Source organism: Aquicoccus porphyridii, from assembly GCF_008369105.1.
GTDB lineage: Bacteria > Pseudomonadota > Alphaproteobacteria > Rhodobacterales > Rhodobacteraceae > Aquicoccus > Aquicoccus porphyridii.
In genome coordinates this window covers 1-381 of the sequence record NZ_VINQ01000208.1, presented here as the reverse complement: position 1 = coordinate 381, position 381 = coordinate 1, and the positions used below count along the sequence as shown (strand labels likewise).

Here is a 381-nt window from a genome sequence, read left to right as displayed (position 1 = left end):
ATCCACGGCGGTGTGCGCCAAGCCTGCTCCGAAGCCCTCGGAGGCATCAAAACCGCCCCATGCGACCAATATGAGCCGATATCAGCAAGCTGGCTGAAGTTGCGCCCCGGAAGGCTGTAGCCGTCGAGTTTCCACACAGCCTCGGCCCAATGTGGTCATTCATAGATGATAATAGATGCTGCGCTGCGGCTCACAGAAGCGGACGTTGATGCTGAACGCAGCATATTTTCAGTTCTAGGGTCAGGATTCATAACCAGTAGATGACGGTTGCAGCGAGTGCGATGGCTGAGAGGAACACCTTGGGACAGCGGTCATAGCGTGTCGCCACGCGTCTCCAATCTTTGAGCCTGCCAAACATGATCTCGATGCGGTTGCGCCGCT

General features: G+C 56.4%; 1 protein-coding gene. It reads right to left on the bottom strand.

What is annotated here, in order from left to right:
- Positions 1-247: 247 nt before the first annotated feature.
- The coding region (locus FLO80_RS22525; protein WP_149187113.1) for a transposase at positions 248-381 on the bottom strand (134 nt) is incomplete at its 5' end.